This window comes from Bradyrhizobium sp. 2TAF36, from assembly GCF_052114925.1.
Classification (GTDB): Bacteria; Pseudomonadota; Alphaproteobacteria; order Rhizobiales; family Xanthobacteraceae; genus Bradyrhizobium; species Bradyrhizobium barranii.
Genome location: NZ_JBFRFR010000023.1, coordinates 51,870 through 74,415 on the forward strand (window position 1 = coordinate 51,870; position 22,546 = coordinate 74,415).

General features: G+C 65.5%; 19 protein-coding genes and 1 other RNA gene. 4 read left to right on the plus strand and 16 right to left on the minus strand.

Going from position 1 to position 22,546, the window contains the following annotated elements; all coding sequences use genetic code 11:
- Positions 1 to 96 precede the first annotated feature (96 nt).
- From AB4Z51_RS14965 to rsmH, 5 genes are all read right to left on the minus strand, one after another.
- The gene (locus tag AB4Z51_RS14965; protein ID WP_085399274.1) at positions 97 to 1,476 is read right to left on the minus strand and encodes a UDP-N-acetylmuramoyl-tripeptide--D-alanyl-D-alanine ligase; all 1,380 of its coding nucleotides are present in this window, start codon (positions 1,474 to 1,476) and stop codon (positions 97 to 99) included.
- Positions 1,473 to 2,945: a UDP-N-acetylmuramoyl-L-alanyl-D-glutamate--2,6-diaminopimelate ligase gene (locus AB4Z51_RS14970; protein WP_085399273.1), complete on the minus strand. Its 1,473-nt coding sequence runs from the start codon at positions 2,943 to 2,945 to the stop codon at positions 1,473 to 1,475. Before AB4Z51_RS14970 ends, AB4Z51_RS14965 begins: the two co-directional genes overlap by 4 nt.
- An 84-nt stretch (positions 2,946 to 3,029) precedes the next feature.
- On the minus strand, positions 3,030 to 4,784 hold the full coding sequence (locus tag AB4Z51_RS14975) for a peptidoglycan D,D-transpeptidase FtsI family protein (protein WP_071910386.1): 1,755 nt from the start codon (positions 4,782 to 4,784) through the stop codon (positions 3,030 to 3,032).
- Positions 4,781 to 5,173 (minus strand): cell division protein FtsL, encoded by a 393-nt coding sequence (gene ftsL, locus AB4Z51_RS14980; protein ID WP_014492951.1) that lies wholly within the window; start codon positions 5,171 to 5,173, stop codon positions 4,781 to 4,783. Before ftsL ends, AB4Z51_RS14975 begins: the two co-directional genes overlap by 4 nt.
- 3 nt (positions 5,174 to 5,176) lie before the next feature.
- On the minus strand, positions 5,177 to 6,166 hold the full coding sequence (rsmH, locus tag AB4Z51_RS14985) for a 16S rRNA (cytosine(1402)-N(4))-methyltransferase RsmH (RefSeq protein ID WP_085399272.1): 990 nt from the start codon (positions 6,164 to 6,166) through the stop codon (positions 5,177 to 5,179).
- Between the two features lie 430 nt (positions 6,167 to 6,596).
- Between rsmH and AB4Z51_RS14990 the strand changes: the two genes are divergently transcribed.
- Positions 6,597 to 7,460, plus strand: coding sequence for an N-acetylmuramoyl-L-alanine amidase (locus tag AB4Z51_RS14990; RefSeq protein ID WP_193560871.1), 864 nt, complete (start codon positions 6,597 to 6,599; stop codon positions 7,458 to 7,460).
- A 119-nt stretch (positions 7,461 to 7,579) separates the two neighbouring features.
- Here AB4Z51_RS14990 and AB4Z51_RS14995 read toward each other — a convergent pair whose 3' ends face one another.
- From AB4Z51_RS14995 to AB4Z51_RS15005, 3 genes are all read right to left on the minus strand, one after another.
- Entirely contained in the window at positions 7,580 to 8,815 is a 1,236-nt protein-coding gene (locus AB4Z51_RS14995; protein ID WP_135214110.1) for an RNA polymerase sigma factor, read from the minus strand.
- Positions 8,812 to 9,162: a YciI family protein gene (locus AB4Z51_RS15000; protein WP_063981533.1), complete on the minus strand. Its 351-nt coding sequence runs from the start codon at positions 9,160 to 9,162 to the stop codon at positions 8,812 to 8,814. The genes AB4Z51_RS14995 and AB4Z51_RS15000 overlap by 4 nt, the downstream gene beginning before the upstream one ends.
- Positions 9,163 to 9,262: 100 nt before the next feature.
- Positions 9,263 to 9,613: a YciI family protein gene (locus AB4Z51_RS15005; RefSeq protein WP_063981532.1), complete on the minus strand. Its 351-nt coding sequence runs from the start codon at positions 9,611 to 9,613 to the stop codon at positions 9,263 to 9,265.
- A 149-nt stretch (positions 9,614 to 9,762) separates the two neighbouring features.
- On the opposite strand from AB4Z51_RS15005, the gene rnpB reads away from it, so the two are divergent.
- An RNA gene (gene rnpB, locus AB4Z51_RS15010) (RNase P RNA component class A) lies at positions 9,763 to 10,242 on the plus strand.
- 167 nt (positions 10,243 to 10,409) lie between these two features.
- On the opposite strand, the gene AB4Z51_RS15015 is transcribed toward rnpB, so the two are convergent.
- Both AB4Z51_RS15015 and AB4Z51_RS15020 read right to left on the minus strand, forming a co-directional pair.
- Positions 10,410 to 11,123 carry an alpha/beta fold hydrolase gene (locus AB4Z51_RS15015; RefSeq protein WP_085399286.1) on the minus strand — a complete coding sequence of 238 codons (714 nt, stop codon included), beginning with the start codon at positions 11,121 to 11,123 and terminating at the stop codon, positions 10,410 to 10,412.
- Between the two features lie 72 nt (positions 11,124 to 11,195).
- Complete coding sequence (locus tag AB4Z51_RS15020; RefSeq protein ID WP_071910384.1) at positions 11,196 to 11,654, minus strand: DUF983 domain-containing protein; 459 nt, start codon at positions 11,652 to 11,654, stop codon at positions 11,196 to 11,198.
- A gap of 49 nt (positions 11,655 to 11,703) precedes the next feature.
- Here AB4Z51_RS15020 and AB4Z51_RS15025 point away from each other — a divergent pair, with 49 nt between their 5' ends.
- Positions 11,704 to 13,074: an aminotransferase-like domain-containing protein gene (locus tag AB4Z51_RS15025; protein ID WP_167767958.1), complete on the plus strand. Its 1,371-nt coding sequence runs from the start codon at positions 11,704 to 11,706 to the stop codon at positions 13,072 to 13,074.
- A 7-nt stretch (positions 13,075 to 13,081) separates the two neighbouring features.
- Here AB4Z51_RS15025 and AB4Z51_RS15030 read toward each other — a convergent pair whose 3' ends face one another.
- On the minus strand, positions 13,082 to 13,342 hold the full coding sequence (locus AB4Z51_RS15030; protein ID WP_085399270.1) for a hypothetical protein: 261 nt from the start codon (positions 13,340 to 13,342) through the stop codon (positions 13,082 to 13,084).
- A gap of 231 nt (positions 13,343 to 13,573) precedes the next feature.
- Here AB4Z51_RS15030 and AB4Z51_RS15035 point away from each other — a divergent pair, with 231 nt between their 5' ends.
- Entirely contained in the window at positions 13,574 to 14,317 is a 744-nt protein-coding gene (locus AB4Z51_RS15035; RefSeq protein ID WP_071910378.1) for a sulfite exporter TauE/SafE family protein, read from the plus strand.
- Here the strand turns inward: AB4Z51_RS15035 and AB4Z51_RS15040 are convergent.
- From AB4Z51_RS15040 to AB4Z51_RS15060, 5 genes are all read right to left on the minus strand, one after another.
- Entirely contained in the window at positions 14,314 to 15,594 is a 1,281-nt protein-coding gene (locus tag AB4Z51_RS15040) for an O-antigen ligase family protein (protein ID WP_085399269.1), read from the minus strand. The two genes, AB4Z51_RS15035 and AB4Z51_RS15040, sit on opposite strands and share 4 nt — an antisense overlap.
- A gap of 90 nt (positions 15,595 to 15,684) precedes the next feature.
- Positions 15,685 to 17,091, minus strand: a complete 1,407-nt coding sequence (locus AB4Z51_RS15045) for an MATE family efflux transporter (RefSeq protein WP_085399268.1) — start codon at positions 17,089 to 17,091, stop codon at positions 15,685 to 15,687.
- A gap of 57 nt (positions 17,092 to 17,148) precedes the next feature.
- A complete protein-coding gene (locus AB4Z51_RS15050) occupies positions 17,149 to 18,948 on the minus strand; it encodes an ABC transporter ATP-binding protein (protein WP_441497596.1) in 1,800 nt (599 codons plus the stop codon).
- A 496-nt stretch (positions 18,949 to 19,444) separates the two neighbouring features.
- Positions 19,445 to 21,028, minus strand: a complete 1,584-nt coding sequence (locus tag AB4Z51_RS15055) for a DHA2 family efflux MFS transporter permease subunit (RefSeq protein ID WP_085399266.1) — start codon at positions 21,026 to 21,028, stop codon at positions 19,445 to 19,447.
- A gap of 29 nt (positions 21,029 to 21,057) precedes the next feature.
- The gene (locus AB4Z51_RS15060; RefSeq protein ID WP_085399265.1) at positions 21,058 to 22,368 is read right to left on the minus strand and encodes an HlyD family secretion protein; all 1,311 of its coding nucleotides are present in this window, start codon (positions 22,366 to 22,368) and stop codon (positions 21,058 to 21,060) included.
- Between the last annotated feature and the right edge of the window lie 178 nt (positions 22,369 to 22,546).

Sequence of the window (22,546 nt, forward strand, 5' to 3'; positions counted from 1 at the left end):
TTCGCGGGTCTTCTTCATGGGTCGGGCGACCTCTGGGAAAACGGACGGCTTCGCGCCGCAAAGGGTGGGATTCGGGAACAGCGCCTTCCAAGCAGTTTACGCCTTTGCCTGCAAGGCGGCCACTAGGCCCGGCACAAACTTGTTGACCCAGAACATCTTCTTGCTGCCCTTGACAACCACGACATCGCCTGCCCTCAGCAGATTTGCGACCTCGCCCGGCTTCAGCGTGACGGGGTCGTCGTGCCAGCCCAGGCCCTTGCCCGCCGGCAACACCTCGTAGAGATGGCGCATCAAGGGACCTACGCAGTAAACGCCGTCGATGCCGTCGAGATGCTTGGCGAGGGCCGTATGGTAGCTTGGTGCGTCATCGCCCAGTTCCAGCATGTCGCCGAGCACCGCAATGCGACGGCCGCCGGTCACGTTGCGCGCCTGGAGGCTTTGCAGTGCAGCAGCCACGCTGGCCGGATTGCCGTTGAAACTGTCGTCGATCACGGTGACGCCGCCAATCGCCTGCTCGACGCCGCGGCCGGTCATGATGCCGACCCGGTCGAGCTTGATCGCGAGCGTCGCCGCATCGAGGTTCGCGGCGCGGATCGAAGCGAGCGCCGCAAGCGCATTCTGCACGCGGTGCGGTGCGCCCGGCGTCAGGCTGAAGGCGATCTCCTTCTTGCCGAGCGCGGCCACGACCTGCCAGCTCTCGCCATGCGGCGCGTGCGCGACCTCGTGCACCTCGGTTTTCTCGCCGAACCGTACGACCTTGCCCTTCCAGTCCGGCGCCTTGATCCCGGCAGGCAGCACCAGCACGCCATCCTCGGGCAGGCCGAGCGCGATCGACACCTTCTCGCGCCTGATGGCTTCGAGCGAGCCGAGCTTTTCCAGATGCACCGGCTGAACGTTGACGACGAGCGCGACGGTCGGCCGCGTCAGCTCGCTGAGCCGCGCGATCTCGCCGGTCTGGTTCATGCCCATCTCGACGACCCAGAGGCTGGCGTCAGGCCTCGCATTGCACAGCGTCAGCGGCACGCCCCAGAAATTGTTGAAGCTCGATGGGCTGGCATAGGCGCCGGGGTAGGCTGCAAGGAATTCCTTGGTGCTGGTCTTGCCCGCGCTGCCGGTGAGTCCGATCACCGGTCCGTTGAAACGGGCGCGTGCGGCGCGTGCGAGGCCCCAGAGACCATCGATCAGCGTGTCCTTGACGACGATCTGGGGAATGCGGATGCCGGCGATCTCATGCGGCACGATCATCGCGACCGCGCCCGATGCTTCCGCCTTGTCGGCGAACTCCCAGCCGTCGCGCGCGCTGGCGAAGGCCGAGATAAAGCCGCCGCTCGGCGTACCGCTGAGCGCGACGAACAGGCAGCCCGGCTTCACCAGGCGGCTGTCCTGGGTGACGAAGTCGATCGGCGTGTCCGGAAATGATCCCGCAGCGCCCAGCGCACGCGCCACTTCGGCAACCGTCCATATTGGCGCGCTCATGCATCCCTCGACGCTAATGCGGCGGCGACCGCCTCGTGATCACTGAAGGGCAGCACCTCGCCGCCGACGATCTGTCCGGTCTCGTGGCCCTTGCCGGCGACGAGCAGCGCATCGCCGTCTTCCAACTCCTCGATCGCGGTGCGGATCGCCGCGGCACGGTCGCCGATTTCGCGGGCACCTTTTGCAGTCGCGAGGATTTCGGCGCGAATGGCTTCCGGCTTCTCGCTGCGCGGATTGTCGTCGGTGATGATGACGCGGTCGGCGTTCTCGGCCGCGATCTCGCCCATGATCGGGCGCTTGCCGGCATCGCGATCGCCGCCCGCGCCGAACACGACGACCAGCCGGCGTTTTGCGTAAGGCCGCAAAGCCTGCAACGCCTTCTCCAACGCGTCGGGCTTGTGGGCGTAGTCGACGAAGATCGGCGCACCGTTGCGCTCGCCGACGCGCTCGAGCCGACCCTTGGCGCCTTCGAGATGTTCGAGGCTCGCAAACACGTTGGCCGGATCGCTGCCGGTGCCGATCGCCAGACCGGCCGACACCAGTGCGTTCTCGATCTGGAATTCGCCGGCCAGCGGCAGCCGGACCGCATAACGCTTGCCGCGATGTTCGACGGCAAGGACTTGCGAAAAACCTTCGACCTCGGCCGCGGCGAGACGAATGCCCGCGCCTGCCCCGTCGCCGTTGCGGCCGACCGCCATCACGCGCAGGCCGTGCGACCTGGCAGCATTGATTGCTTCCGCCGAGCAATCATGGTCGGCGGAGATCACCGCCGCGCCATCCGCCGGGACCAGTTCGCGGAACAGGCGGAGTTTTGCTGCGAGATAATGCGCGACGGTTGGATGGTAATCCATGTGGTCGCGCGAGAGATTGGTGAAGCCGCCGGCGGAGACACGCACGCCGTCGAGGCGGTACTGGTCGAGCCCGTGCGAGGACGCCTCGAAGGCGAGATGCGTCACGCCTTCGCGCGCGATCTCATCGAGCTGCCGGTGCAGCGCGATCGGATCCGGCGTCGTCAGCGAACCGTAGACGGTGCGCCTGGGCGAGACGAGACCGATGGTGCCGATGCTGGCGGAGGCATGCCCCAGCCGTTCCCAGATCTGGCGCGTGAACGCGGCGACCGAGGTCTTGCCGCTGGTGCCGGTCACCGCCGCGATGGTCGCCGGCTGTGCGGGGAAGAATTTGGCCGCGGCCAGCGCCAGCGCGCGGCGCGGATTGGCCACCGTGACGAACGGCACCTTGCTGCCATCAGGTGCATGGTCGCCGACGATCGCCACCGCGCCTGCTGCAATCGCGGCATCGACGAAGCGCGCGCCGTCGGTCTTGCTGCCCGCGAGCGCGAAGAAGAGATCACCTGACTTGACCATACGGCTGTCGAGCGCAACGCCGGTCACATCGAGCGCCGCGACAGCGGGCTCGATTGCGGCATCATTGCCTGGAACGTCCTGACCTAGGAGGTCGCGCAGCTTCATGGTCTTCCAGTCGACATGCCGTCCGGAAAGCCGGATCTTCGGAAAAGCCCCGACTCAGCAGCGGCGACGGCCCACCCCCGTTGATTACTGGGTTGTCCTGGATGCTGCAAGAATAAGGCGGTCGGACGGCGGTAGGTCAAACCGTGGCTCGATGCCCAGAAGCGGCGCGATCCGCTCGATCACCTTGCCGCCGGTCGGCACCGCGTTCCAGCCCGAGGTGATGAAACCATGCGTTTCGGGCAGCGCCTGCGGCTCGTCCAGCATGATCAGGATCTGATACTTTGGATTGTCGGAGGGCATGATCGCCGTGAAGGAGTTGAGCACCCGCTTCTTGGCGTAGCGGCCATTGATGACTTTCTCGGACGTACCGGTCTTGCCGCCGACATAATAGCCCTTGACGTCTGCCTGTCTCGCCGACCCGACCTCCGCATTGAGCCGCATCAGATACCGCATCTTGTCGCTGGTCTCTTGCTTGATCACGCGCTTGGCCATCGCCGCCGCTTCAGCTTCGCTTCGCTTCATGAAGGTCGGCGGAATCAAATAGCCACCGTTCATCAGCGCGTTGATGCCCATCACCGCCTGGAGCGGCGCCACCGACAGACCCTGGCCGAACGCGATGGTGACCGTGTTCAGCTCACTCCAGCGGCGCGGCACCAGCGGAGCCGCGCTCTCGGGCAGCTCGGTGCGCAGCCGCGTCAACTGGCCCATCTTGGCAAGGAACGCCTTGTGCGCCTCGACGCCCTGGCCGAGCGCGATCCGCGCAGCGCCGATGTTGGAGGAGTAATAGAACACTTCTTTGGTGTTGATGAAACGTCCGAGCGAATGACTGTCGTGGATGGTGAACTTGCCGTAGTGCAGGTTTCCGCGTGCATCCCACGACGAGTTCAAATTGATCTTTCCGGAATCGAGCGCCATTGCCAGCGTGAACGCCTTGAAGGTCGAGCCCATCTCGTAGACGCCCGTGGTCAGGCGGTTGATGCGGTCGGGGTCGTGCGCTTCCTTCGGATTGTTGGGATCGAAATCCGGAAGCGAGACCATCGCCACGATCTCGCCAGTCTTGACATTCGAGACGATGCCGGAGGCGGCCTTGGTGTGGTACTTCTCCTTGGCCTTCAAGAGCTCGTCGCGCAGCGCGTGCTCGACGCGCAGATCGACCGACAGCTCGATCGGCTTTTGCAGCCGGTCGGTAGCAAAGCCTGCGCGGTGGAGATCGGCGAGCCCTTGATTGTCGAGCCACTTCTCCATGCCGGCGATGCCCTGGTTGTCGATGTTGACGAGACCGATGAGGTGGGCGACCTCGTTGCCGGTCGGATAGACGCGCTTGTTCTCGCGCAGGAAGCCGATGCCGGGAATGCCGAGCTTGTGGATGTCCTGCTGCTGCTTCGGCGTGATCTCGCGCTTGAGCCAGACAAAACCCTTTCGCGCCGACAAGCGCTCGCGCACCTCGGCCTCGTCGAGGTCGGGCACGGTGGCGGTGAGAAGCTCGATCGCCTCGTCCTTGTCGATGATGCGGCGCGGCTCGCCGAACAGGCTCGCGGCCTTGACGTCGGTCGCGAGGATCGCGCCGTTGCGGTCGACGATGTCGGGCCGCGCGGTCGCGACCACCTCTTGCGCGGCAGCACGGCGCGCGCTGTGGGCGTCGGCACCGATCGCGAACATCACGAGCCGGCCGCCGATCAGGACGTAGACCGAGGTAAAGGCGATCATCGCGAGGCCAACGCGCGCGCGCGCCTTCGCGGCGCGGTCAACGTTGCGCCCGTAGAGCAGGCTGCGGATCAGCCGCTGCCGCCAGGGCTCGGGCGGCTTTTGAGTTGGCTTGGCCGGGGTCACAGCGCTCATTGCTTGTCCTCGGGTTGAGGCACGGAGCCCGTCACCGTATCCGGATCGCTCGCGGCTTCGATGGTGTTGAGCATGGCCCCGATCGGATCCGGCTCGCCCGGCCTGAACATCCGCGGCGGACGCTCCGGCAGGTTCTTCAGCGAGTCATATTGCGTACCGTTGACCGGCTTGAGCGGCAGATGCCGGTCGGACAGGCCCTGCAGGCGCAAGGGCGCATCGAGCTTGGCCCATTCGGAGCGCAGCGCCGCGATCGCATCGCGCTGCTCGCGGATCTCCGCATGCAGCCGCAGCACCTTTTCGGTGCGCGCCGTGGAGTCCATCTTGATCCGGTAGACGTAGGCCGCCGCGAAGATCAGCGCGCCGATGACGAGGAGGTGGATGAAGCGCATGCGCTAGCCGCCCCTCATCACGTCGGAGAGCTTTGGCCAGGACGAGGTCTCGCCGTCGTCGTGCGCGGGCGCATCGGTACGTTCAGCGGCGCGCAGCTTTGCGGAACGCGCGCGCGGATTATGCGCGACTTCCTCCTCACCCGCGATCACCGGCCGCCGGGTCAGCAGCTGGAAGCTCGGCGCGGTTTGCGCCACTTCCGGCAGATGCCGCGAACCGCCGCCTGTCTTGCTACGCTCGGAGAGGAAATTCTTGACGATGCGGTCTTCCAGCGAATGGAACGAGACCACCACGAGGCGGCCGTCCGGCCTGAGCACGCGCTCGGCCGCAGCGAGCGCGGTCTGGAGTTCCTCGAGCTCTTCGTTGACGAAGATGCGCAGGGCCTGGAACGTTCGCGTCGCCGGATGAATATCGCCGGGTTTCGAGCGCACGACCCTGCCGACGAGATCGGCGAGCGCGCGCGTTGTCGTGAACGGCGTCTCCTGCCGGTCGGCGACGATGGCGCGGGCGATGCGGCGCGACTGCCGCTCCTCACCAAAGAGATAGATGATGTCGGCGAGATCGCTTTCCGAGGCGCGCGCGACGATGTCGGCCGCCGTCGGCCCCGCCTGCCCCATCCGCATGTCGAGCGGACCGTCGAGACGGAAGGAGAAGCCGCGGCCGGCCTGGTCGAGCTGCATCGAGGAGACCCCGACATCCATCACGACGCCGTCGACGGCATCGACGCCCTGCGCCGCACAGACCTCGGCGAGATTGGAGAAGCGGTCCTCGACCAGCGTCAGCCGGCCCGCGGAGCGTTCGACCAACTCAGCCCCGCCGGCGATCGCCGTGCGGTCGCGATCGATCGCAATCAGCCGGGTTCCCGGCACGTCGAGGATGGCGCGGCTGTAGCCGCCGGCGCCGAAGGTGGCGTCGACATAGATCCCGCCCGCGCGCGGCGCGAGATGATCGACCGCCTCGCGGCCAAGAACGGGGATGTGCGGAACCGAACTCATGCGCCACACCCGCAGAGCGTCCTTGCGAGATCTGGGACGAGCGAGTCCATTACGCCTCGAATAATTCCGCGTCGCGGCGGTTCCACGACCCAACCCTCGTCCAGCATGGTTACCGAGCCCGGTCATCCCGGGCCGCAAACCCAGTGTTCCCAGTGGAATTTGTCGGGCAGCCATGGGATTTCGAGCCAAAATACGCTTTGGCCGCCTCCGGACGCGGGTCGGCTCTTCAATCCTCAGTAACGGCCCTTAGCGTTAAGAAAGCGTTGATCGGCTTGTTACAAGTCGAAAAGGTGACGCGTCGGTGATGCTCCATCCACACACATGCGCCAAAATGCATCCATTAACCGCGCCGCGCGATTGCGCGCGGCGGAGGGTAAAGGAATAGTAAAGAGAAGGGCTTGGCCCACTCTCTGTCCGACTTGAGCTGTCTATGTCGTCCGGTCCTTCCACGCCGTCTGGATCTGATTCGAAACGTCAACGCGTTCTCCCGGTTCCCAAGGCCGCGGCGAACACGCGGACGTTCGAGCCGGATTCCTCGATCGTCTCCGACATCATCCCTTCGCCGAACCATGGCGACCGCAACAAGGGACGGCAGCCGGATATGATCCTGCTGCACTACACCGGCATGCCCGACGTCGAGGGCGCGCTGGCGCGGCTGTGCACGGCGGGCACCGAAGTGTCGGCGCATTACGTCGTGCTGGAGGACGGCCGCATCGTGCAATGCGTGCCCGAGGCCAAGCGCGCCTGGCACGCGGGCGTCTCGTCCTGGGCCGGCGAGGACGACATCAACTCCTGCTCGATCGGCATCGAGATCATCAATCGCGGCCATGACTGGGGCTATCCGGAATATCCGTCGCGCCAGATCGCCGCCGTGATCACGTTGTGCCGCGGCATCATGCTTCGCCGCAACGTCGCCGCGCACCGGGTGCTCGGCCATTCCGACGTCGCGCCGGCGCGCAAGAAGGATCCCGGCGAGAAATTTCCGTGGCATTCGCTGGCCAATTCCGGCGTCGGACACTGGGTGACGCCCGCGCCGGTCGTGCGCGGCGAGAGCCTGATGCTCGGCACCATCAGCGACGAGGTGCTGAGCCTGCAGCAGGCGCTCGCCCGATACGGCTACGGCGTGCCGCTCACCGGCAAATACGACGCCGCGACGATGGAAGTCGTCACCGCCTTCCAGCGCCATTTCCGCCCGGCGCGGCTCGATGGTGTCGCGGATCACTCGACGCTGTCGACATTGCAGGCGTTGCTCGCAAGCCTGCCGACGGATGCGACGGCAGTCGCGGCGAAGTAACGGCGCAAGCCACACACTCCGGTCATTGCGAGCGCAGCGAAGCAATCCAGACTGCCTCCGCGGAAAGAGTCTGGATTGCTTCGTCGCTTCGCTCCTCGCAATGACGGAATGCGTGGCGACTACTCCATCTCCCGCATCCGTCGCGCATAGAGCCGCCGCAACGGCTCCAGCTGCGTCGCCGCCGTCGCGGCGACATACGCCTCGCGCGCTTCGTCCTTGCGCCCAAGCCGTCGCAACAGATCCGCGCGCACCGCAGGCAACAGCTCGTAGCCGCCAAGCCCGCCGCGCGCGGTGATCGCGTCGACGAGATCGAGCGCGCGCGCCGGGCCGTCGACCATCGAGACTGCGGCGGCGTGGTTAAGCTCGATCACCGGCGACGGATTGATGCGCAAGAGCACTTCGTAGAGGCCAGCGATCTGCGGCCAGTCGGTCTGCTCGTAGCTCGGCGCACGGGCATGCAGCGCGGCGATCGCGGCCTGCACAGCATAGGGCTGCGGGCGGCCAGGCACGCGGAGCGCGTCGTCCACGAGACGCAGACCTTCCTCGATCTGCACACAATTCCAGAGCGAACGATCCTGCTCTTCCAGCAGAACGACGTCGCCGGCTGTGGTCTCGCGCCCGGCACGGCGCGCATCGTGCAGTAACATCAAGGCGAGCAGGCCTTTGATCCCGGCGCGATCCGGCATCAGCCGGTCGAGCAACCGGCCGAGCCTGATCGCTTCGACCGCGAGATCGGGCCGCATCAAATCCGCGCCCGAGGTCGCAACATAGCCTTCGGTGAAGACGAGATAGATCACGGCGAGCACGCCGTTGAGCCGCGGCGCAAGCGCGGCGTGCTCGGGCACTTCATAAGGAATGCCGGCGAGCCTGATCTTCTGCTTGGCGCGGACGAGGCGCTGCGCCATCGCATCCTCGCCGACGAGAAAGGCGCGCGCGACCTGCGCCATGGACAGCCCGCAGACGGTGCGCAGCGTCAGCGCGACCTGGACCTCGATGGCGAAGGCTGGATGGCAGCACGTGAAGATCAGCCGCAGCATATCGTCATCGAGCGTTGCTGGCGGCTCGTCGCGCGCCTGCGCGTTGAACTCGAGCTCATGCACGAGCGCCCGCTGCTTGCCGCGGAACACGGCCTGCCGCCGGATGCGATCGATCGCCTTGTTGCGACCGACATTGACCAGCCAGGCGCGCGGATTATCGGGCACCTCGCCCGCCGACCAGCGCTCCAGCGCGACCGCGAAGGCATCCTGGAGCGCGTCCTCGGCGAGATCGAAATCGCCGACGAGGCGGATCAGCGTGGCAAGCACCCGCCCCGCCTCGTCGCGAAAAATCCGAGCGATGTCGGCAGGACAGATCACTTGTAGATCATGACCGGCCTGACTTCGATGGATCCCTCTTTGGCCTCGGGAATCCGAGCAGCCAGTCCGACGGCGGTGTCCAGATCCTTGGCCTCGACCAGATAGTAGCCGGCGAGTTGCTCGCGAGTCTCCGCGAAGGGACCGTCGGTCGTCAGGGTCTTGCCCTCGCGCACGCGCACGGTGGTCGCCGTCGTGGTCGGCTGAAGCCCGTCGCCGGCCTTGAAATGGCCGCTCTGGACGATGGACTGCGTGTAAGTGCCGTACTCCGCCGACAGCGCCTGACGGTCCGCGGGGGACATGTTGATCATTTTCGCTTCGTTCCGGTAGATCAGCAGTAGGTACTGCATGGCTTACTCCTGTTGTTCGGCCTGATTGCCGACATCCAGTCGAACGGGGCCAACATCAAACGACATCCTCGGGATAATTATTCGATATCAGGGGACGAGATCATTTGTAGATCATCACGGGCCTGACTTCGATCGAGCCGTCCCTGGCTCCGGGAATCCGCGCGGCCATCGCGATCGCTGCGTCGAGGTCTCTCGCCTCGACGAGATAATAGCCGCCGAGTTGCTCGCGGGTCTCGGCGAACGGACCATCGGTCGCGAGTACCTTGCCGTCGCGAACGCGAACGGTGGTCGCAGTCGAGGTCGGCTGGAGCCCGTCGCCGGCCTTGAAGTTGCCGCTCTGGACGATGGACTGGGTGTAGGCGGAATACTCCGCCAACAGCTTCTGGTAATCTGCGGGGTCCATCTTGCTCTGTTGAGCTTCGTTCCGGTAGATCAGCAGCAAATACTGCATCGCTTAACTCCTGTTGCTCGGCTGGATTGCCGGCATCCAGTCGAACCGGGCCCACGCCCAACGACATGTTCAGGATAAATTATTCGCAGCCGGCGTGCGCGGCGATCTCTGCTTGACGGAACCGTCACAAATGCCCCATGCGTAGCCGGTCAGTCGGCCGGACGGCCGCTCCGGCAGGTGCCGAAAGGCCGCCGGGGAGGAAAGTCCGGGCTCCCTTGACATACGGTGCCGGATAACGTCCGGCGGGGGCAACCCCAGGGAAAGTGCCACAGAGAACGAACCGCCCGCCGACGCCCCTTCGGGGCTCTGGCGCGGCAAGCCCTCGGGCCTGCCGTGCCGTAGCAGCGCAAGCTGCGTAGGCAGGTAAGGGTGAAAAGGTGCGGTAAGAGCGCACCGCGGCTCCGGCAACGGAGCCGGCATGGTAAACCCCACCGGGAGCAAAACCGAATAGGGACGGCGTAGCGGGCTGTTCGCGCAAGCGATAACGCCGCGGGGCGATGTCAGGCCCGCCGTCCGGGTAGGTTGCTCGAGGCCATGTGCAAACATGGTCCCAGAGGAATGGCCGTCACGTATCGTTCGCGCAAGCGGACGGTGCCTTACAGAACCCGGCTTACAGGCCGGCTGATATCTTGCAACGAGGGGTTCGATGCTGACCGCATCGAGCCCCTCACCATTTTGACCCGGCTGTCATTCCGGGGCGTGCGCAGCACGAGCCCGGAATCCATTCATCCACCGACTCTGCCGCCTGATGGATTCCGGGCTCTCGCTTCGCGAGCCCCGGAATGACGGCTGCGAACTAAGCGACAATCTCGTTCAACACGCCCATCAAAGCCTCGGGCGCCGTCACGTTCGGCGCATGACTCGCATCGAGCTCGAAATAGCGCCAGCCCTCCTCGTTCTTCGTGCGCTTCGCGAACTGCCCGAACACATCGCCCGGCGGAATGCGCCTGCAATAGATGTAGCTGCGCGGCATCGCCGGCTCGCCATGCTCGAGCTTGAGCCTCGTCTCGAAACATTTGATCGGCATGTTGATGCGGCGCGCATTGAGCCAGTCGAGATCGGCCTGCGGCGTATCCGGCGGCGGTGGATTCGGCGGGATGCGGTAGCCGTCGCCCGCGGCAGTCGCCTTGCGCATCGGCTCGCGGCCGCCCTCGTTGAGATCGAACAGCGACTGGCCGTCACGCGGCACGAAGGCGTCGAGATAGATCAGTTGCGTGACGCGCTCGCGCGCGCGGTCGGCAACACCGGTCGCGACCATGCCGCCATAGCTGTGGCCGAGCAGCACGATGTCGTCGAGGTCCTCGAACTTGATGACGTTGAGGATGTCCTGGATGTGCGTATCCAGATCGATCGCGGGACTGGCCAGATGCGCGCGCTCGCCAAGCCCGGTGAAGGTCGGCGCCACCAGGCGGTGGCCGGCCTGCGCCATCAGCGGATGCATCTTCTTCCAGGCCCATCCGCCGGACCATGCGCCATGACAGAGCAGAAAAGTCTTCGCGCGTGCGGCCATCGGCATTTCCATCGTTCTTGTTTCTACGATGGAGTGTAGCCGCCGCGCGCGCGATGTAAACGCTGCGGCCCCTCAGGCCGCGCGGGTGTTCACCTTCACGAGGACGGGCGCGACGGCCTCGCGGCGCAGCTTGCCCGCCTCAAAACCATGCATGCCGATCTGCCATTGCAGGCCGACGATGGCGCCCTTGGTCGGTTGCAGCAGCGCGAGCGAAGCGAACAGCGTTACCGGCAACCACACGGCCAGTTGCAGCCAGACCGCCGGCGCGTAGGCCGTCTCGACCGCGAGGATCGCCGGCACCACGAGATGGCCGACTACGACCATCACCAGATAAGCCGGGAAGTCATCGGCGCGCTGGTGAAACAGCTCCTCGCCGCAATGGTCGCAGCTGTCGGCCACTTTCAGGAAGCGCCCGAACATATGTCCTTCGCCGCAGTTCGGGCACTTGCCCAAGAAGCCGCGCCACATCGCCTTCGTGAGAGAGACTGAACCGGTTGCCATGACAGCACCTCTTCCTTTTCGCTGATCCATACAATAATATCTTGTATCCATACATTCAAAGGATATGGGCCTAAATTGCATGGATTGGACCCCTACAATCTCGGAGCTGAGCGGGCCGCGCTACCAGCGCATCGTCGAGGCCATGGAGGCCGACATCGCCGCGGGCCGGCTGGTGCGCGGCCAGCAGCTGCCGACGCAGCGCGCGCTGGCGAAGGCCCTCGGCATCGACCTCACCACGGTGACGCGTGCCTACACCGAGGCGCGGCGCCGCGGCATCATGGAAGCCCGGGTCGGACAAGGCTCATTCGTATCCGAGACCAGCGCGCGCCGCGCGGTCGACATGCCGCACCCGGTCGCGATCGACCTCTCGATGAACGTGCCGCCGCATCCGCTCGAAGCGCAACTCGATGAGCGGATCATTGCCGGGATGGAAGCCATCCGCGCGCAATCGGGCCTGACGGCGCATCTCAACTATCAGCCGCCCGGCGGCAGCGCGCATGAGCGCGAGGTCGCGGCCCGCTGGATGCGTGCACGCGTTTCGCACGCACACGCCGACAGGCTCGTGATCTTTCCCGGTACGCAGACGATCCTGTTCAACCTGCTCGCTCAGCTCGCGCGGCCCGGCGACGTCGTGCTGACGGAAGCCCTCACCTTCCCCGGCATCAAGGCCGCCGCGGCGCGGCTCGGCGTCAAGCTCGTCGGTGTCGCCATGGATGATGGCGGCATCCTGCCCGATGCGCTGGCGAAGACCTGTCGCGCGCACAGGCCGAAGGCCGTCTATCTCATTCCGACGCTGCACAATCCGACCACCGCGACGCTTTCCGCCGAGCGGCGCAACGCCATCGCAAAGATCATCAGCGATGCCGATACGGCGCTGATCGAGGACGATGCCTATGGGCTGCTCGACCGTTCGGCATCGCCGATCGCAAACCTCATTCCGGAGCGGACCTATCTCGCGACCACGCTGTCGAAATGCATCGCGCCGGCGCTGCGCGTCGCCTATCTCTTGACGCCCGACGACGCCGCGCAGCGCGACATGCGTGCCGGCCTGCAGGCCACCGTGCAGATGCCGGCGCCGCTGATGGTCGCGCTGGTGACGCATTGGATCGAGAACGGCATCGCCGATCGCATCATCACCGCCATCCGCAACGAGGCGATCGGCCGCCAGCAGCTTGCGCAGCGCGCGCTGAAAGGCATTCAATTCCTGGCCAAGCCCGCCGCCCATCATCTCTGGCTGCGGCTGCCGGAGGGCCGCCCCGACGTCGCCGCGCATCTGTTGCGGAATGGACTTGCAGTCGTCGCCGGCGACGCTTTCACCGTGGACGGAACACCGCCGCATGCCGCGCGCGTCTCGCTCGGCGCCGCGCGCAATCGATCGGAGCTGACGGAAGCGCTGCGCATCCTGGTCGGCGCGCTGCACAGGCCGGCCGACACGAGGCAGATCGTCTAGGCTCTTCTTATCGGTGGTGACGGCGGTGGCGCGGGCGAACGACCGGCGTCACGCCTGACGAATAAGCCGCATAGGCCTCGCTCGGTGCCACTGTCTCGCCACGAGCCGCGCGCGCCGCAGGCGTGAGCTGGCCGCCGTTCAGCACATCGCGGTCGGGATGGGCGGCCTGATAGGCCGCGGGTTCGGAGAACTGCGCCTGCGCCATCGTCGGCATCAGGGCCGCCGCAGACAGCAGCGCGGCTGCAACGGCAATCTTCGTGCGGGTCATGGTCGTTCTCCATCATCTCGTTCGGGGAAAGGCCAATGAGAGCGCATCATGGCGTCGGGCAGGCCCCCGGATTGAAGTATGGTCATCATGTAGGCCTGCCTTTGGCGAAAGCCCGCGGTTGGGGATCACGCTTGCGTGCGGTTTTGGAATTGACCTGCACGGCCGCAGCCGTGCTATGCGGGCGTTGGCGATCAACAGTTCGGGATCGCCCATTGCGACAAGGACAATCTGTTGGAAACGCTCACTTATGCGCTGCTGCTGTTCGGCGCGCTGGCCGGCGGCTTCGTCTCGGGACTGGCCGGCTTCGGGACCGCGCTGATGGCGCTCGGCATCTGGCTCTACGTCCTGCCGCCCTCGCTCGCGGTGCCCCTGGTGCTGATCTGCTCGGTGATCGCGCAGACCTCGACGCTGCCGTCGATGTGGAAGAGTTTCGACCTGTCGCTGGTCTGGCCGTTCCTGATCGGGGGCCTGATCGGCGTGCCGCTCGGCACCATGCTGATCGCCTCCGCCGATCCAAAAGTATTCAAGCTGAGCGTCGGCGTGCTGATCCTGATCTTTTCGACCGCTCTCTATCTCAACAAGAGGCCCCTCGCCGTGACGTTCGGTGGCCGCATTGCCGACGGCGCGATCGGCTTTGCCGGCGGCATTCTCGGCGGCCTCGCCGGATTGTCCGGGCCGCTGCCGATCCTCTGGGCCAATATCCGCGGCTGGAACAAGCACGAGCGGCGCGGCATCTTCCAGCTCTTCAATTTCACCGTGCTCGCGACCGCGCTGGTGTTGCAGACGGCGTCGGGTCTCGTCGAATTCAAGGTGGTCTGGCTCGCGCTGGTCGCCTTCCCGGGCACGCTGATCGGCGCCTGGGCCGGCGCCCGCGTCTATCACGCACTGAACGACAAGCATTTTGGCGACGTCGTGCTCGGCCTGTTGTTCCTGTCGGGCCTCACCCTCGTCTGGAACAGTATTGCCGCGCTTTAGGTGCGCGTCCTCTTCGCCGCGAGCGCCATGCCGCCGGCGACGCCGACACCGAGCACGTAGATCCAGCCCGAGGTGAAATCGAACAGATGCGTGTTGAGCAGTGAGGACAGCATGTTCTGCACCACGACCAGCATACCGATCCAGCAGGCTAGCCCCTCGCCGCGAAACATCAAGAGGTGCGCGATCCACAGCGCGTAGAGGACCAGCACGCCGACCATCCCCCACTGCACGGCATTGCTCAGGGGCTGATTGTGCGGGTTGCTGACGATCTCGCCGCGCAGCGGGTCGTCGTGCGGATTGGCGGCCACGCCGGCGAACAGACCGCGGATCGAGCCGGTGCCGTGGCCGATCAGCGGCGCGTCGGCGATGAACCCAAGGGACTTCCGCCAGTATTCGAGACGCGAGCCCATGCCGCTAATCGAATTGTTGTCGGCCTCCAGGCTCCTTTCATAATCGCTCTGGAACTTGCCGACGGTCGCGCGCAGATGCGGCGAGACGGCCCAGAGCGCTACGGCGATCAACGCCGTCGCAGCGCCGGCAACGAGCGCCACCCGCCAGCGCAGATGCAGCAGTGCAAACACCACGAGCAGGACCGGCAGCGTCACCAGCGCCGTGCGCGAGACCACGACGAACATCATGTTGGCGAGGAAGCCGAGCGCCAATACGGCGAACAACGCCGCGATCCGAACGCGGCCCTGCTGGACCAGCGTCACGATCGGGTACACCAGCGCGATCGCACAGAGCGCGAATTCCTGGCTCTGGTCGATATAATTGCGCACGGCGATCCCGCTCTCGACCTGGTAGGGCCCGCGCGACAGATAGAGCTTCAGCGAGAGCCTGGGATCGATCGCGACAGTGAAGGAGTACAGCATGAGCAGCGTGCAGGAGACCAGGAACGCCGCAAAAACCCATTTGCCGTAGGGCCAGCGCTCGAACTGGTAGATCAGCAGCGGGATCACCAGCAGTTTTGCCGGCGGCCCGAGCGCGTGCAGCCGCTCGGCCCAGGGCGCAACCGACCAGAGCGTGCCGACGAGTGCCAGCACGAACAGCGCGATCGGCAGCAGGCAGATCGGGCGCAGCAGCGAGCGCGGGAGTTCGCGAAGGTCGATGAAAGCAAAGGCGATCAGCCAGGGCACGAGCGCAAAAGTCACGCCGGTGGTGCTCCAGGGCAGCAGCAACGCGACCAGCGCGACGAAGCGGGCCGGTGTGCGGTAGCGCGCCGCCCAGATCGCGGAGAGCCAGGACGCTCGTCCTTGCTCGTTCAACACCTCGGTCATTGCTGTCCCTTGCAGATTCGCGGCCCACCCACGGCGCGGCAAACTAGCCGGAGCCGTGGGTGGGCGACAAGCGCGCGTCCGTTCAATCTGCTACGCGGGCTCGCGCATTGGAGGCACAACCGGCTCGGGATTTGCCGGCTTCGCGACCTTCTCCTGTGCCGGCAGCGCAAGGCGCTTTCTGAACTCCCGGAGCAACAGCCACACGCTCAGGGCGGCCTGTAGCGTGGTCGTCGCGATCGACAAATACCAGACATGCTCCATCCGGAAGCCCGGCCACGTCGAGAGCCAGATCGACGGCAGGGAATAGGTGAGAACCCGCGTCGCCGAGGTCCACAACACCGGCTTGGTGTTGCCAAGCCCCTGAAACATGCTGGAGCAAGTAAAGATCAGCCCCTGCGCCACCATGTTGAGCGAGACGAGGCGCAGAAACAGCGACGCAACCGCCATCGTCTCCTGATCCCTGGAGAAGCCGGCAAGCAACAGACCGGGCGCGAACTGCGCGAGTATCATGAAGACAATCATCACGGCGGTCGCGATAAGCGACGCCTTGACAAAGGTCTCCCGCACACGTGCTCCATTGCCGGCGCCGAAATTCTGGCCGGCGATGGGCCCTGCAGCGAGGGCGATGGCGAGCGCCGGCATCTGGATCAGCCCGAGGAGACGCGTCCCGATGCCAAACCCCGCCTGCGCCGCCGGGCCAAAAATGCTCAGCACGTAATAGCCCACGGCCATGATGATGAAGATCATCGCAAATTCCCCGCCTGCGGGCAGGCCGACATTGAGGATTCTCTTCCACTGCCGCAGCTGCGGCCGCCACTGCTCGGGGTGAAACGCGACGTAGCGCTCCAGCTTGAGGAAATAGCCGAACAGCATCAGCACGCCGACGAAGACGGCGATCGAGCTGGCAAGGCCGGCACCGGCGACACCGAGCGCATGTCCGGTGCCCCAGCCCGTGATCAGGACCGGCGCCAGCGCGATGTTGATGACCACGGCCAGCGCCTGCACCAGCATGCTCGGCCGCACGATGCCGGTCGCCCGCAATGCGGAAGCCATCACTTGCGTGGCGAATTGCAGCGCCAGCGCCGGCATAAACCAGAGCAGATAAACGGTACCGGCTTCGACCGTAGCTTCGTCGGCTGCAACCGCGCGCATGTAGGGGCGCGACAGCGCGAGGCCCGCGACCAATGTCAGGATCCCGAACAGCACCGACAGGACGACCGACTGGTTGAAGACCAGATTGGCGTCGTCGCGGTCCTTCCGCCCCACGGCGTGCGCCATCAGCGCAACCGTGCCGACGCCGAGCACCTGCATCAGCGCGTTGACCAGAAAGCCCGCATTACCGGCCGCCGCGACGCCGGCGATCGCCGCCTCGCCCAGACCCGAGACGAAATACAGATCGACGAGCTGACAGATCATGATCGTGATCATGCCGACCACGATCGGAGGCGCCATGCTCAGGATGTGGCTCACGATGGAGCCGCGCGTCAGGTCCTTCATCTCATTCCATCCTTAACGGCGTGACCGCGGGACTTTCGTCCCGCTGCCGCGCGCCTCTCATTCCGCCGCCGCGATGCGCCCGAGCTCCACCACCTGGCGCTCGAACAGACCGCGATAGATGCCGCCGGGCTTGCTCGCGAGCATGGCATGGGTGCCTTGCTCGACGATCTCGCCGCGGTCGAACACCAGGATCCGATCGAGGCTGCGCACCGTCGACAGCCGGTGCGCGATCACGATCGAGGTCCGGCCCTTCATCAGCCGCTCCATCGCCTGCTGGATCAGCGCCTCCGATTCCGAATCGAGGCTCGAGGTCGCCTCGTCCAGGATCAGCACCGGCGCATCCGCCAGGAAGGCGCGCGCCAGCGCCACGCGCTGCCGCTCGCCGCCCGACAGCTTCACGCCACGCTCGCCAACCAACGTGCCGTAGCCCTTCGGCAGGCGCAGGATGAAGTCGTGCGCGTTCGCCAGCCGCGCCGCGTGCCCGATCGCCTCCAGGCTGGCACCGGGCCGGCCATAGGCGATGTTCTCCGCAAGCGTGCGGTGGAACAGGATCGGCTCCTGCTGCACGATCGCGATCTGGCTGCGCAGCGATTGCTGCGTAGCGAGCGCGATGTCCTGCCCGTCGATCAGCACGCGACCACCGGAGACGTCGTACAGCCGCTGCACCAGCTTGACGAAGGTCGTCTTGCCGGAGCCGGAGCGGCCGACCAGGCCGACGCGCTCGCCGGCGCGGATCGTGACCGACAGTCCGTCATACAGTGGCGCGCGATGGCCGCCATAGTGGAACGTGACGTCGTCGAATACGATCTCGCCGGCCTCGATCGCGATCGGTCGCGCACTGGCCGCATCGGCAATCCCGATCGGCTCGCCATGGATCGCCACCAATTCGTCCATGTCGTTGACCGAGCGCTGGAGGTTGTTGATGTGCATGCCGACGTCGCGCAGATAGGCGTGGATGACGTAGTAGCTCGTCAGCACATAGGTGACGTCACCGGGCGACGCGTGCCCGGACATCCACAGCAGCACCGCGCCGCCGATCACGGACGCACGCAGGCATAGCAGCAGCGAGAGCTGCGCCATGGCCGTGTAGTTGTAGCGAAACCAGGTCCGCCGCACGCGCACGCGCCAGCGGTTGATGACGCGGGCGAGCCGCGTATCCTCGCGCGCTTCGGCGCCGAAGGATTTCACTACGGCGTTGCAGGTCAGCGCGTCCGCCAGCGTACCGCCGACCTTGGTGTCCCAGGCGTTGGAGACGCGCGCGGCCGGCGCGATGTAGCGCGTCGAGAACAGCACGGTGATGGCGACGTAGAAAAGCGCGCCCACCGCGATCACCGCGCCGAGCGACGTCCAGTGCAGGCCGATCAGGACCATGGAGCCGATCAACACCAGCAGAGACGGCGCCAACGCCATCAGGATGGTGTCGTTGAGCAGGTCGAGCGCCCACATGCCGCGGGTGACCTTGCGCACCGTGGAGCCGGCAAAGGAGTTGGCGTGCCAGTCGGTCGAGAAGCGCTGCACGCGCGTGAAGGCCTCCTGGGCGACATCCGACATGATCTTGAGCGTGAACGGGACGATCGCCTGGAGACCGATCAACCTCAGCACCACGGACGCCGCTCCGAGCGCCACGATGGCGCCGAACGCAACCAGCGCCGCGCGGCGCGCGTCGGGATCGGACGAGCCGCGCGTCAGCGCATCGACCAGATGTCCGGAGAATACCGGCATGAACAGGTCGGCGATGGTTGCGCCCAGCAGGCCGCCGGCCACGATCAGGCCGCGTCCGGGCTGCTTCAGCCAGTGCCGGAATACGAAGGGCAGCACCACGCGTATGGCCGCGGGCCTTTTTGACAGAGAGGTCATGACATTATCCGGCCGCTTTCGGCGCAGGCCGGCTCCATCGACGGACGCAAGTCCGCCACGGAGGGCTGACCGGCGTCACTCACAACTGATTTTGACTTGGGAAGTGGAGAGATCGGGACTCGTGACCCGATCGAATCTGGCGGAAGAGGCCTCTAACAGGCCGCCGACATACCGAACCAGAACATCGAACGCGGGCGTACGATCTGCGAGTGCGACGAAATCATGCAAATCTCTCCCTGGCTCGATTGAATGAGGTGCGCTTTATAGATGTATCGTTTCCGGTTTGCAACGGGGCCCCCGCGAATTCACGGACGAGTGTTGCAATTTGGTGCGTGGCGCCTTGGTCCGGCATCGCCGCCGCCTCAATCTCCGCTGTCATGCCCCGGCTTGACCGGGGCATCCAGTACTCCGCGGCGATAGTTAGCTCACACAACTTCCGCTGCGGAGTACTGGATCGCCCGCCTCCGCGGGCGATGACACCTCGTAAGCCGCTTGCCTAATGCGCGTCGCCGCCACCGGTCATCGAGGCCGGTTTGCTCAGCAGCGTGACCAGCAGGCTGAGGCCGAGATAGAACAGCGTCAGCGCGAAGAAGGCGTCGCCAAAGCTCATCACCACGGCCTGGCGGTGCACGATCTGGCTGAGCTGCTTCATCGCCATCAGCGTGGAATCGCCGAGCCCCTGGAATTTCTGCATGAACATGGTCAGGGTTTCGGTCGCGGTCGCATTGCCCCAGGTCACCCGCTCCTGAAGGCGGGTGATGTGCAAATCGGTGCGGTTGTTGAGCACGGTGTTGATGACGGCAAGGCCGACCGCGCCGCCGAGATTGCGCATCAGGTTGAACAGGCCGGAGGCGTTCTTCACCCTGTCGGGCGCCAGCGTTCCGAGCGCGATGTTGTTGGTCGGCACCATCGCGAACATCATGCCGATGCCGCGCAGGATCTGCGGCACCAGCAGCTCGTAGAAATCGTAGTCGCGCGTGATCCAGGTCATCTGGTAGGAGCCGATCGCGAACACGATGAGGCCGAACGCGATCATGTAGCGCATGTCGACCTTCACCATGAGACGGCCAACCAGCGGCGCGACCAGGAACATGGTGATGCCCGAGACGAACATGGTCTCGCCGATCATCAGCGCGCTGTAGCCGCGCACTTCGGCGAGGTAGCGCGGATAGATGTAGGTCAGGCCGTAGAGCCCGATACCGATGCAGAACTGCAGGACGCAGCCGACCGCGAAATTGCGGTTGGAGAAGGTGCGCAAATTGACGATCGGCTCGGCCGCGGTGAACACGCGCCAGAAGAAGGCGATCGCCGAGACCGCGCAGATCCAGGCGCAGATCGCGACGGACGTGTCCTGCATCCACTCATGTTGCGGACCTTCCTCCAGCACATATTCCAGCGTGCCGAGGAAGCCGGCCATGAAGAGCAGGCCCCACCAGTCGAAGCGGTCGAGCAGCTCGAAATGCGGCTCGTCGAAATCGACCAGCGCCAGCACGCCCAGCGTAATGCCGATGCCGGGCACGACGTTGATGAAGAACAGCCAGTTCCACGACATCAGATCGGTGATGTAGCCGCCGACCGTCGGGCCGATCGTGGGAGCCAGGGTCGCAACAAGCCCGATGATGGGACCGACGATGTGGAATTTGGAGCGCGGGAATACAGTATAGGCCGAGGCGAACACGGTCGGGATCATGCCGGCGCCCAAAAAGCCCTGAAGGGCACGCCAGAGGATCATCTCCTCGATCGTGGTGGCGAAGCCGCAGAGCAGGCTCGAGGCGGTGAAGCCCGCGGCCGAGATCGCGAACAGCAGCCGCGTGCCGAAAGCGCGCGACAAAAAGCCCGACAGCGGGATCGCGATCACCTCGGCGATCAGATAGGCGGTCTGGACCCAGGCGACCTCGCTGGAGCTTGCCGACAGGCCTGCCTGGATTTCACTGAGGGACGCCGAGACGATCTGGATGTCCAGGATCGACATGAACATCCCGAACACCATGATGATGAAGGCGAACAGCCGCTTCGGCGCGATGCGCTCCGAGTCGGGGTTCGCCATCATGGCGGGTGAGGCGGTGGTGGCGTTGGCCATGGTCTGACCTCGCAGCGCTCGATTTGTGGCTACTGCGGGTGGATCGCGGTGGGATCGTCGAGATCGATCTCGCTGTCGGCGTCGGCGGCGCCCTTGTTGGTATCGACGGTCGCATAGACCGACATGCCGGCGCGGAGCAGGTTCTGCTTCGCCACCGACTTCGGCACGCGGATGCGGACCGGCACGCGCTGCACGATCTTGGTGAAGTTGCCGGTGGCGTTGTCGGGCGGCAGCAGCGTGAACACCGAGCCGGAGCCCGCTGCGATGCTGTCGACGATTCCGGAGAACTTGCGCATGCCGTAGGCATCGACCTTGATCGTCACCGGCTGGCCGGGACGGATGCGCTTGAGCTGGGTTTCCTTGAAATTGGCGTCGATATAGACGTCGTCGAGCGGCACGATGTTGCCGAGACGCTGGCCGACCGCGACGAAGTCGCCGGCGCTGACCAGGCGGTTCGAGAACGTGCCGTCGACCGGCGCGCGCACCGCGGTGAAGGCGAGATCGCGCTCGGCCTTGGCGAGCGAGGTCTTGAGCTCGGCGAGCTGCGCCTGCGCTTCGGCCTGCTGCGCCTTGGTGACGTGGACATTGCTGACCGCGACGTCGTAGGCGGCCTGGGCGGCCTTGACCGCGGCGGCGCCCTGGTCGCGTCCGGCTTCCGAGCTTTCGAACGTGGCGCGCGAAGCAAAGCCCTTGCTGCTCAGCGCCTGCTGGCGCTCATAATCGAGATCGGCGCGCTTGAGGCCCGCCTCGGCCGAGACGAGCTGCGCCTTGGCCTGTGCAACCTGGCTGTCGAGCGCTGCAATCTGGCGGCCGATGCGATCGATGGTGGCCTGCTGGGTCGCGATCCTGGTCGCGGCGGCATCGACCGCGATCTTGTAGTCGCCGTCATCGATGCGGAAGACGACGTCGCCGGCGCGCACGGTCGTGTTGTCGCCGGCGAGGATCGAAGAGATGTGGCCGGCAACGCGCGCGCCCAGCATGGTGTTGTTGGCGCGGACATAGGCGTCGTCGGTGGAGACGTAGAAGCGGCCGACCAGCGTGTAGTAGCCGGCATAGCTCGCGGCCGCGAGCGCCAGCACGAGGCCAACACCCATCAGGACGAATTTGCGCTTGCCGGGCTTCGGCGCGTCGGCGGCAGCGGGTGCAGCCGGCTTGTCGGTCACGGGCGTCTCCGGCGCCTCATTGGTGCGGCGCTTGGTTTCCTCGGCCACATGAGAGCGCAACTGCTCGGCAAGGGCGACGGATTTCTCGGTCGCAGCTTCACTGCCGGCATGCCCCGGCGTCGTCTCCACCGCTTCCTGGCGAAGGACGCGCGCAGCCTGGTCTCTCGATACGGCCATAAAGGCCTCCCCAACAAAAAAAGCGGCGACCAGGGACGGCCCTCCTGCGGCCGGTTCCCTTTCGCCCATTCCAAATATCATTGACCGAACGGTTCGGTCAACATAGATAATATTCCCGGGCAGGACCCTACTGGCCCGAATCCTTTATTTGGGTTTCATGGGTCGGGCCCGATCCAGA

Coding starts and splice junctions, on each gene's coding strand:
- AB4Z51_RS15045 (WP_085399268.1), bottom strand. CDS start 17,091: ATGAAGGACCTGACGCGCGGCTCCATCGTGAGCCACATCCTGAGCATG.
- ftsL (WP_014492951.1), bottom strand. CDS start 5,173: ATGCGCTTCATCCACCTCCTCGTCATCGGCGCGCTGATCTTCGCGGCG.
- AB4Z51_RS14975 (WP_071910386.1), bottom strand. CDS start 4,784: ATGAGCGCTGTGACCCCGGCCAAGCCAACTCAAAAGCCGCCCGAGCCC.
- AB4Z51_RS15025 (WP_167767958.1), top strand. CDS start 11,704: ATGGATTGGACCCCTACAATCTCGGAGCTGAGCGGGCCGCGCTACCAG.
- AB4Z51_RS15005 (WP_063981532.1), bottom strand. CDS start 9,613: ATGCAGTATTTGCTGCTGATCTACCGGAACGAAGCTCAACAGAGCAAG.
- AB4Z51_RS14965 (WP_085399274.1), bottom strand. CDS start 1,476: ATGAGCGCGCCAATATGGACGGTTGCCGAAGTGGCGCGTGCGCTGGGC.
- AB4Z51_RS15040 (WP_085399269.1), bottom strand. CDS start 15,594: ATGACCGAGGTGTTGAACGAGCAAGGACGAGCGTCCTGGCTCTCCGCG.
- AB4Z51_RS14970 (WP_085399273.1), bottom strand. CDS start 2,945: ATGAAGCTGCGCGACCTCCTAGGTCAGGACGTTCCAGGCAATGATGCC.
- AB4Z51_RS15015 (WP_085399286.1), bottom strand. CDS start 11,123: ATGGCCGCACGCGCGAAGACTTTTCTGCTCTGTCATGGCGCATGGTCC.
- AB4Z51_RS15000 (WP_063981533.1), bottom strand. CDS start 9,162: ATGCAGTACCTACTGCTGATCTACCGGAACGAAGCGAAAATGATCAAC.
- AB4Z51_RS14990 (WP_193560871.1), top strand. CDS start 6,597: ATGTCGTCCGGTCCTTCCACGCCGTCTGGATCTGATTCGAAACGTCAA.
- AB4Z51_RS15030 (WP_085399270.1), bottom strand. CDS start 13,342: ATGACCCGCACGAAGATTGCCGTTGCAGCCGCGCTGCTGTCTGCGGCG.
- rsmH (WP_085399272.1), bottom strand. CDS start 6,166: ATGAGTTCGGTTCCGCACATCCCCGTTCTTGGCCGCGAGGCGGTCGAT.
- AB4Z51_RS15055 (WP_085399266.1), bottom strand. CDS start 21,028: ATGGCCAACGCCACCACCGCCTCACCCGCCATGATGGCGAACCCCGAC.
- AB4Z51_RS15060 (WP_085399265.1), bottom strand. CDS start 22,368: ATGGCCGTATCGAGAGACCAGGCTGCGCGCGTCCTTCGCCAGGAAGCG.
- AB4Z51_RS15050 (WP_441497596.1), bottom strand. CDS start 18,948: ATGACCTCTCTGTCAAAAAGGCCCGCGGCCATACGCGTGGTGCTGCCC.
- AB4Z51_RS15020 (WP_071910384.1), bottom strand. CDS start 11,654: ATGGATCAGCGAAAAGGAAGAGGTGCTGTCATGGCAACCGGTTCAGTC.